Source organism: Streptomyces lycii (genome assembly GCF_009735685.1).
In the GTDB taxonomy this organism is placed as follows: domain Bacteria; phylum Actinomycetota; class Actinomycetes; order Streptomycetales; family Streptomycetaceae; genus Streptomyces; species Streptomyces lycii.
Genome location: NZ_WHPN01000049.1, coordinates 23795 through 31286, shown reverse-complemented (window position 1 = coordinate 31286; position 7492 = coordinate 23795). Strand labels below are relative to the sequence as shown.

Genomic DNA, 7492 nt, shown 5'->3' with positions numbered 1-7492 from the left:
GCGGCGAGCGCGGCGCGCGCCGGATCGGCGTCGGGGGCCGTGTCGTCGAGCCAGCCGGCCCGTACTGCCTCGGTGGTCTCCTGCTCGACCTCGGCGAGCCGCTGCCGCAGGTGTTCCGCCTCGGACCGCGCGCGCTGGGCGCCGGTCGCGGCGGCGGTGGCGTCGCGGTGGGCGCTCTCCCCGGCGGCCTGGAGCGCCGCGGAGCGTTCCTCCTCCCCGGCCGCGGCCCGTTCGGCGTCCTCGGCCGCGGCGTCCAGGGCTCCGACGAGTTCGGTGGCGGCCCGGGCGCGGGCGGCGAGCGCGGGAGCGGCGTCCCGCTCGGCCTCGCGGATCGCGGCGGCGACCCGCGCCGACCGGTCGGCGGCGGCACGGTGTCTCAGGACCGCCTCGGCGGCCTGCCAGGCGGCGAGGAGGGTCCGGGCGTCACCGAGTTCACGGCGCTGGGCGGCCGCGGCCTTCTCGGCGGCGGCGAGGGAGAGCGAGGCGTGCCGGTAGGCGAGTTCGGCGGCGACGCGGGAGCAGCGGTCACGCTCCGCCTCGGCGTCGGTGACCGTGTGCGCGGCGGCGGTGACCTGTCCGGCCAGCTCGGCGGCCCGGGAACGCTCCCGGGCCGCCCGGGCGGACAGCCGGCGTGCGAGCGTACGGGTGCGGCGTTCGGCTCCCGCGTGCACGTCCCGGGCCCGTTCGCGGTCCGCGGCGGCTTCGACGATCCGGCCGAGGAGGTCCACCGAACCGGCGGTGAAGTCCCGTTCGGCCATCAGCTCCGCGCGCCGCCCGAGCTTGTGGGCGAAGCCGTGCACGAGGTCGGCGAGGCCGTCGGTGTCGCGGGTGTCGGTGACGGCGCGCAGCAGCAGGTCGGTGAAGTCGGAGTCGTTCTTGACGGCGAAGAGACCGGCGGCCTCTCCTTCGTCCGCGTTCATCTCGCGCTGGTAGCGGAAGAGTTCCGGGTCGAGGCCGAGGCCGCCGAGGTGTTCGTTCCAGCGCTCGTGGATCTCCTCCCAGACGACGTCGAGGTTCGGATACGCCTTTCCCGCCTCGGTGACGGCGTCCCGGAAGCCCTTCATGGTGCGGCGCCTGCCGCGGGCGCCGGAGGTGCCCTCCACGGGGGCCCGCAGGGCACCGGCCTCGGCCACCGGCAGCGAGTCGAGGCTCATGCCGGGGCCGGGGCGGAAGGAGTACCAGGCCTCGGCGAACTTGCGCGGGTCACCGGACACCTGACGGCCGCGCCACTCGCTGACCTTGCCCACCACCACGGTCTCGCCGGTCAGGGTGTGCTGCCATTCCAGGGCGACATGGCCGCAGTCGTCGGCGAGCAGGAACTTGCGCAGCACACCGGAGCTGGCGCCGCCGAGGGTGTTGCGGTGGCCCGGCAGCATCACCGAGAAGATCAGCTTCAGCAGTACGGACTTTCCGCCGCCGTTCTCCAGGAACAGCACACCGGCGGGTGCGGGGCGGCGCGGCGGTCCGGCCGGCTCGTCCTCGAAGAAGTCGGCCTGGGCGGGGGCGGGGGCCGTCACGGGCTCGCCGACACCGCGCAGATCGAGCACGGTGTCGGCGTAGCGCGCACCGGCGGGCCCGATGGAGTAGAGGCGGACCCGGGACAGCTCGTACATGGCGGCGGACTCTCGTGTGGTCGGTGATCGGGTGCGGTGATCGGGTGCGGTGATCTGGGTGAGCGGGGGGGCGGTTGCGGTGGTATCGGTTTCGGTGGTCGGTCGCGGTGGTCGGCTGTCGGGGCTGCCGGTGGGCGGTGGCGGGTGATGGACGGCGGCCGCCGGGGCGGGGACCGGCGGCCGGAGCCGGTCACGGGCCGCCGGCCGGCCCCTGCCCGGCGGTCAGGAGTGGAACGGCAGCCCGGCGCCGGCGACCAGGTCCTCCCCCTCGTCCGGCGGCACCAGGGTCGGGGTGCCGTCGGCGACGGGCACCACGCCCAGCTCCAGCAGTTCGGCCATCGCCGCGCTGCCCGCCATGTCCCGTACCTGGAGCTGGTAGCGGGGGGTGGTGCGGTACGCGCCTCCGGCGTCGTCCCCGGTGCGCTGGAGGAAGCCGGAGTCGGTGAGGAAGGCGACGGCCTTGCCGACGATGCCGGTGGTGGAACCGGCCAGCCGGCGCGCGTCCTTGGTCGCCCCGGTGGCGCTGCGCCGGGACCAGACGCGCCAGGCGGCCTCCAGGCCGGGGGCGCCGGAGGCGGGGTCGGTGTTCTCCCCGCGCGCCTCGGCCCGCTCCTCCAGCCTGCGGCACGCCTGCCGGACGAAGGCGTCCACGCCGTTGACGGTGATCCGGCCGATGTAGCCGTCGTCGGCGAGGTCCTCCGGCCGGGGGAAGGCCAGGGCGGCGACGGCGAGATGCGCGAGACCGTGCAGAAAGCGGTCGGTGGCGTCGGTGTTGGCACGCCGGGCGTAGTCCCCCATGCGTACGGCGAACACCGAGTCCTCGGCGGCCGCCAGGGCCATCCCGGCGCGCGGGGAGACCTCCAGGACGACGAGGCCGAGCCCGGTCGCGACGGCGTCGGCGATCCGCGCGAAGGCCGGGTCGTCGCGGTGTCTGCGGAGCAGTTCGGCGTAGTCGGCGTCGCGGGCGGGGAGCAGCTTCGGCTGGAGGCCGTAGGACACCAGCCGGGCGGCGTCGGCCGCGTCGGCGGGGGTGACTCCGCCGCCGGTGGACCGCGCGGGCCCGTCGGCGGAGTCCGCGGGCCGGTCGTCGGCGGCCGCGGCGGCACTCCACGCGCCGTCGTCCGGTCGGTACTCGCTCACGGTGTGGTGCTCCTTGTCCTGGTACTGCTGCCTGGGCCCGGCCGGCGGGCCGCCGCGGTGCCGGGCACAGCGGTTCGTCCCGTCGGGCCGCCGCCATCCCTCACGGCGGTTCGTTCCGTCATGCCGGTACGTCCCGTGATGCCGCCGCCCGTGATGCCGCCGCGATCCGTCGTACCGCCGCGGCCTTCGCTGCCGCTCCGGTCCCTCACGCCGCCTCCGTCCGGTCGGCCGCCATACCCGCCGCGTCGAGCAGCGCGGTACCGACGACCAGGTCGGCGCCGCCGTACTCCGGGTCGTCGAGCGGGGTGCCGTCGTCGACGGCGAACAGCAGGCGCTGCTCGCCCTGCCGGTAGGCCGTGCCGACGGGCGGGCTGGCGGCGTGAACCGCGAGGAGGGCGACCAGATAGGGCAGTTCGGGGTCGTGGCGGCGGGCTTCGGCCAGCAGGCCGGAGAGCCGGCGGGGGGCGTCGGGCGGAAGGTCGAGCAGCTCCATGGCCCGCGCCAGCTGCTCCTCGCTGAACCGGCTGTCGTCGGGGGTGGCGACGAGGTCCGGCTCGGGCATCTCGGCCCCGAGGTGTTCCCGTTCGGCGGGCGGGGTGAGCAGCAGGTCGGTGAGGTCGCCGAGGCGGACGGCGGCCGGGGTGCGCAAGCCCGTGCCGCGGGCGAAGAAGGCGTCCGTGACGGGCAGGGCCCGCTCGACGGGCAGGGGCAGCAACGGGGCGAGGAGCTGGCCGTACAGGTCGAGCCCGGAGCGGGCGGAGGGGGCGGCGAACGCCTGCCGGTCCTGCTCGGCGCGGAAGAGCGGCCCGGCCTCCAGCAGGCGGGACTGGAGCTGGGTGTGCCGGCGGATGCAGTCCTTGACGATGTCGACGAGTTCGGCGGCGCGCCGCTTGTGCTCGGCGTCCTCGGCCTCGTCGCGGGCCCGCCGGATGTTGGTGAGGATGGCGTTCTCGTGGCGGTAGCGGTCCGCGACGTGGTCCAGGGCTTCGGCGATCATGTCGGGGACGGTGCGCAGCCAGTCCACGGCGCGCACATTGCGCCGGGTGGCCTCCAGGGTGCGGCGCAGCGACTCGGAATACTGCACCGTGCGATAGCGGGCCTGTTCGGCGGCGAGCTGGGCGTCGGCCAGCCGGCCGCGGCTGATCAGCACCTCCAGCTTGACCTCGGCGGCGATCTGCGCGCTGGTGACGTCCGTGTCGAGGGCACCGACGAGCACGTTGACGGCCTCGTCGGTGGTGCGGAGGTAGACGCCCCCGCCGGGGCCGGGGACCTCCTCGACGAGCTTGAAGTCGTAGTCCCGGCGGACATACGCCCCGTCGGGGCCGAATGTGCCGTAGACCGCGCGGAATCCCCGGTCGACGCTGCCGACGTTGATCAGATTCTCCAGGACCCAGCGGGCGACGCGCTCGTGCTCCGCGGCGGGGCGCGCGGGGGCCTGGGCGGCGACGCGCGGCAGCAGCCGGTTCACGATCTGCTCGTGGTCCGCGCCCGTGTCGAAGTCCATGTTGAGCGTGACCAGGTCGATCGCGGCGAGCGCGACCTCGGCCATGGCGTAGACCGTGTACTCGCCCGCGAGGTTGGCCTTGCGCACGTCGAGGTCGTGCAGCGGCGCCGTGCAGGCCAGCGCGCGCAGCCGCCGGGCCAGCCCCTCGTCGGCGGCCGGCCCCGGTGCGGGCCGGGCCACCGCGCCGGGCTGTGCGCCGCTGAGCTGCGGCGGGGCGGGATCCGGGTGTCGCGAAGTCACGACGCACAGATTAGGTGCTGGTACCGACATCGGCCCAAACGGCACGGAAAGCCACCGGCGCGGGAGGGCCCCGGCACGGAAAGCCACCGGCGCGGCAGAGCTTCCGCGCGGAGAGCAACCGGCGCCCGGGGCCCGGGCGGTCTCCGGCACGAGCGGTCTCCGGCACGGGCCGTCTCCGGGCGGTGCCGGGCCGGCCGTCTCCGGGCGGCGCCCGCGGGCCGTCCCCGGACGCCGTCGGGCGCGCGGCTCCCGGCGGCCTCAGCGGGTGGCGCCACGGGCCGGCGGTCTCAGTGGGTGGCGCCACCGGACGCCACGATGTCCGTGGTGTGCGTGACGGCGGCCGTCAGGACGGCCCGGAGCCCGTCGGCGACCGTGCCTGCCGGGAGGGCGGGCAGGCTCCTGCCGGTGACCTGCTCGGGCGTGTACGGCACATGGACGAAGCCGCCGCGCAGCGCGGGCCGTTCGGTCGCGATGAGGTGCATGAGCCCGTAGAAGACGTTGTTGCAGACGAAGGTTCCCGCGGTCTGTGAGACGCTCGCGGGCACTCCCGCCTCCCGGGCCGCGGCGACGCAGGCCTTGACGGGCAGCCGTGCGAAGTAGGCGTCCGGGCCGCCGGGGACGACTGGTTCGTCGATCGGCTGCCTCCCCGCGTTGTCCGGGATGCGCGCGTCGTTGACGTTGACGGCGACACGTTCGACGGTCAGGTCGGGGCGCCCGCCCGCCTGGCCGGTGCAGAGGACCAGCGCGGGCTCCTCGCGGGCGACCGCGGTGCGCAGCTCGTCGACGGCGGCGCCGAAGACACAGCTCAGCCTGGCCGTCGTCACCGTCAGCCCGGTCGGCGGGTGGGCCGCGAGGAGTTCCACGGCCTGCCAGGAGGGGTTCACCGCCTCGGCGTCGAAGGGTTCGAATCCGGTGACGAGCACCCGGGTCATGGGCTTCCTTTCCGCGCGGCCGGGTGTGCCGGCCGCCTTTCCGCTGTGGGGTGGGCCGCTGTGTGGTGGCCGCTGTGTGGTGGCCGCTGTGTGGTGGCCGCTGTGTGGTGGCCGCTGCGTCGTGGGCCGCCGCGGTGCCGGCCGTGGAGTTCCTGCCCGTGAGTTCCCAGCCGTCGGTTCCTGCCCTTCCCGGCCGCGCGTGCTTCCCGAACACCGCGCCCGCTTCCCGTCCGCGCGTGGCTCCCGTCCGCGCGTGGCTCACGGCCGTGGCGGTCCGGCCCGCTTCGTCCCGGGATGCCCGTACCGGCGGGCTCCCGCTCCGGACTCAGAAGGCGAAGAGGGAGATGAGCACGATGTCGCAGACGAGCAGGACTCCGGCCGTGGGCAGCTGGGCCTTGATGGGCCCGTACTGGTCCTTCAGTTCGAGCAGCGCGGCGGGCACGATGTTGAAGTTCGCGGCCATGGGGGTGCACAGGGTGCCGCAGAAGCCGGCCAGCATGCCCATCGCCAGGACCGCGGCCGGATTGCCGCCGCCCGCCTCGATGAGGACGGGCCAGCCGATCGCGGCCGTCATCACCGGGAAGGCGGCGAAGGCGTTGCCCATGACGATCGTGAAGAGCGCCATGCCGACGCAGTAGACGACCACGGCGACGTGGATCATCCCGTCCGGCAGTACGGCGGAGGTGATCCGGCCGACCTGCTCCCCCACCCCGGACGCCTGGAAGATCGAGCCCAGCGTCGCCAGGAGCTGGGGCAGCAACAGGGCCCAGCCCATGGCTTCGAGCATCGACCGGCCCGCGTGCAGCGGTACGGATATCCGCCGCTCGCCGAGCACGGCCATGCCGATCACCAGCGCGACGACGGAGCCGATGCCGAGGCCGAGGATCGTCTCGCTGCCCTCTTCGAGCAGCGGCCCGCCGCCGAGGTGCACCTTCTTGACGAGCACCGCGCACACCATGGCGACGACCGGGATGGTCAGCGCGGGCAGGAACAGCTTGTTGCCGAGCCGGGCGGCGGAGGCGGCGCGCTCCGCGCCGGTGGTGGTCCGCACCCGGCCGCGGCCGGTGAACCCGAACGCCGCCAGGCAGACCATGACCAGCACGGCCGCCCCGAGCGGTTCGGCGGGCGCGGCGCCGCTCACGACCCAGCTGCTGTAGACGAACCCGGCGCCGAGGAGCCCCCAGAACGCGGCGGTGCCGTACCGCCGGGGGTTGCTGCCGTCGCGCAGCATCTGGGCGGCCATCACCAGGAAGACGGCGCCGACCAGCCAGTAGAACCATTCAGCCTTGATCACTTGGTGGCCTCCTCGGCTCCGGTGAGGACCTGTGCGGAGCCGCCCGGGCCGGTGCCGGCCTCGCGGGCCAGCGTCCGGTCCAGGCGCAGCAGCCGCGCGCCGTGGACGAGGAACGCGCACACCGCCATGGGGATGGCCCACAGCGCGAGCTGGAGCGGTTCCAGGTGCTGGTCGTAGGTCGTGTTGACGAAGCCGGTGATCAGCAGGATCGATCCGACGGCGAGGAAGCAGTCCTCGCCGAAGAACAGCCCCACCGTGTCGGCGCTGGAGGAGAAGGACCGGACCTTTTCGCGCGCCCGTCCGGAGAGCGGTCCGTGCCGCTTCTCGAACGCGCCCTCGGCCATCGGTGCCACCAGCGGGCGTACCGTCTGGGCCGGTCCGCCGAGGCTGTTCAGCCCGAGCGCGGCGGTGAGCTGGCGCAGCCCCAGATACAGGGTCAGGAACCGGCCGGTGGTGAGGCCGGCGAAGCGGTGGATGACGTTACGGGCCTGCTCCTGGAGGCCGTGGCGTTCGAGAAGGCCGATCACGGGGAGCGTGATCGCGAAGATCGTGACGGCCCGGCTGGAGGCGAAGCCCTCTCCGAAGGCGGCCAGGACCTCGCGCGGCGAGAGGCCGCCGAGCAGCCCGGTGGCGATGCCGGCGACGCCCACCACCAGCAGGGGGTTGCGCTTCGTGGCGAAGCCTACGATCACCACGAGCACGCCGATGAGAACGATCATTCGGTGCCTTCCGTAGTCCGTCCTCGCCCGGACGGTGGAGAACGACTCGA

At 74.6% G+C, this 7492-nt stretch carries 5 protein-coding genes and 1 pseudogene; all 6 read right to left on the bottom strand.

The genetic code is table 11. The features are described 5' to 3' along the window. Positions 1-1613: pseudogene (locus GCU69_RS02695) on the bottom strand (hypothetical protein); the annotation flags it as partial. A gap of 222 nt (positions 1614-1835) precedes the next feature. Then, complete coding sequence (locus tag GCU69_RS02690) at positions 1836-2753, bottom strand: hypothetical protein (RefSeq protein WP_098750692.1); 918 nt, start codon at positions 2751-2753, stop codon at positions 1836-1838. 205 nt (positions 2754-2958) lie between these two features. Beyond that, positions 2959-4527, bottom strand: coding sequence for a hypothetical protein (locus GCU69_RS02685; RefSeq protein ID WP_235978168.1), 1569 nt, complete (start codon positions 4525-4527; stop codon positions 2959-2961). Between the two features lie 257 nt (positions 4528-4784). Then, positions 4785-5429 carry a pyroglutamyl-peptidase I gene (pcp, locus tag GCU69_RS02680; RefSeq protein WP_098750694.1) on the bottom strand — a complete coding sequence of 215 codons (645 nt, stop codon included), beginning with the start codon at positions 5427-5429 and terminating at the stop codon, positions 4785-4787. 325 nt (positions 5430-5754) lie between these two features. Further along, the gene (locus GCU69_RS02675) at positions 5755-6723 is read right to left on the bottom strand and encodes a DUF979 domain-containing protein (RefSeq protein ID WP_156205019.1); all 969 of its coding nucleotides are present in this window, start codon (positions 6721-6723) and stop codon (positions 5755-5757) included. After that, positions 6720-7442: a DUF969 domain-containing protein gene (locus tag GCU69_RS02670; RefSeq protein WP_098750696.1), complete on the bottom strand. Its 723-nt coding sequence runs from the start codon at positions 7440-7442 to the stop codon at positions 6720-6722. The genes GCU69_RS02675 and GCU69_RS02670 overlap by 4 nt, the downstream gene beginning before the upstream one ends. Positions 7443-7492 lie beyond the last annotated feature (50 nt).

What these genes read in the sequence shown, in the direction of transcription:
- GCU69_RS02685 (WP_235978168.1), bottom strand. Translation starts at nt 4,527, where the DNA reads ATGTCGGTACCAGCACCTAATCTGTGCGTCGTGACTTCGCGACACCCG.
- pcp (WP_098750694.1), bottom strand. Translation starts at nt 5,429, where the DNA reads ATGACCCGGGTGCTCGTCACCGGATTCGAACCCTTCGACGCCGAGGCG.
- GCU69_RS02670 (WP_098750696.1), bottom strand. Translation starts at nt 7,442, where the DNA reads ATGATCGTTCTCATCGGCGTGCTCGTGGTGATCGTAGGCTTCGCCACG.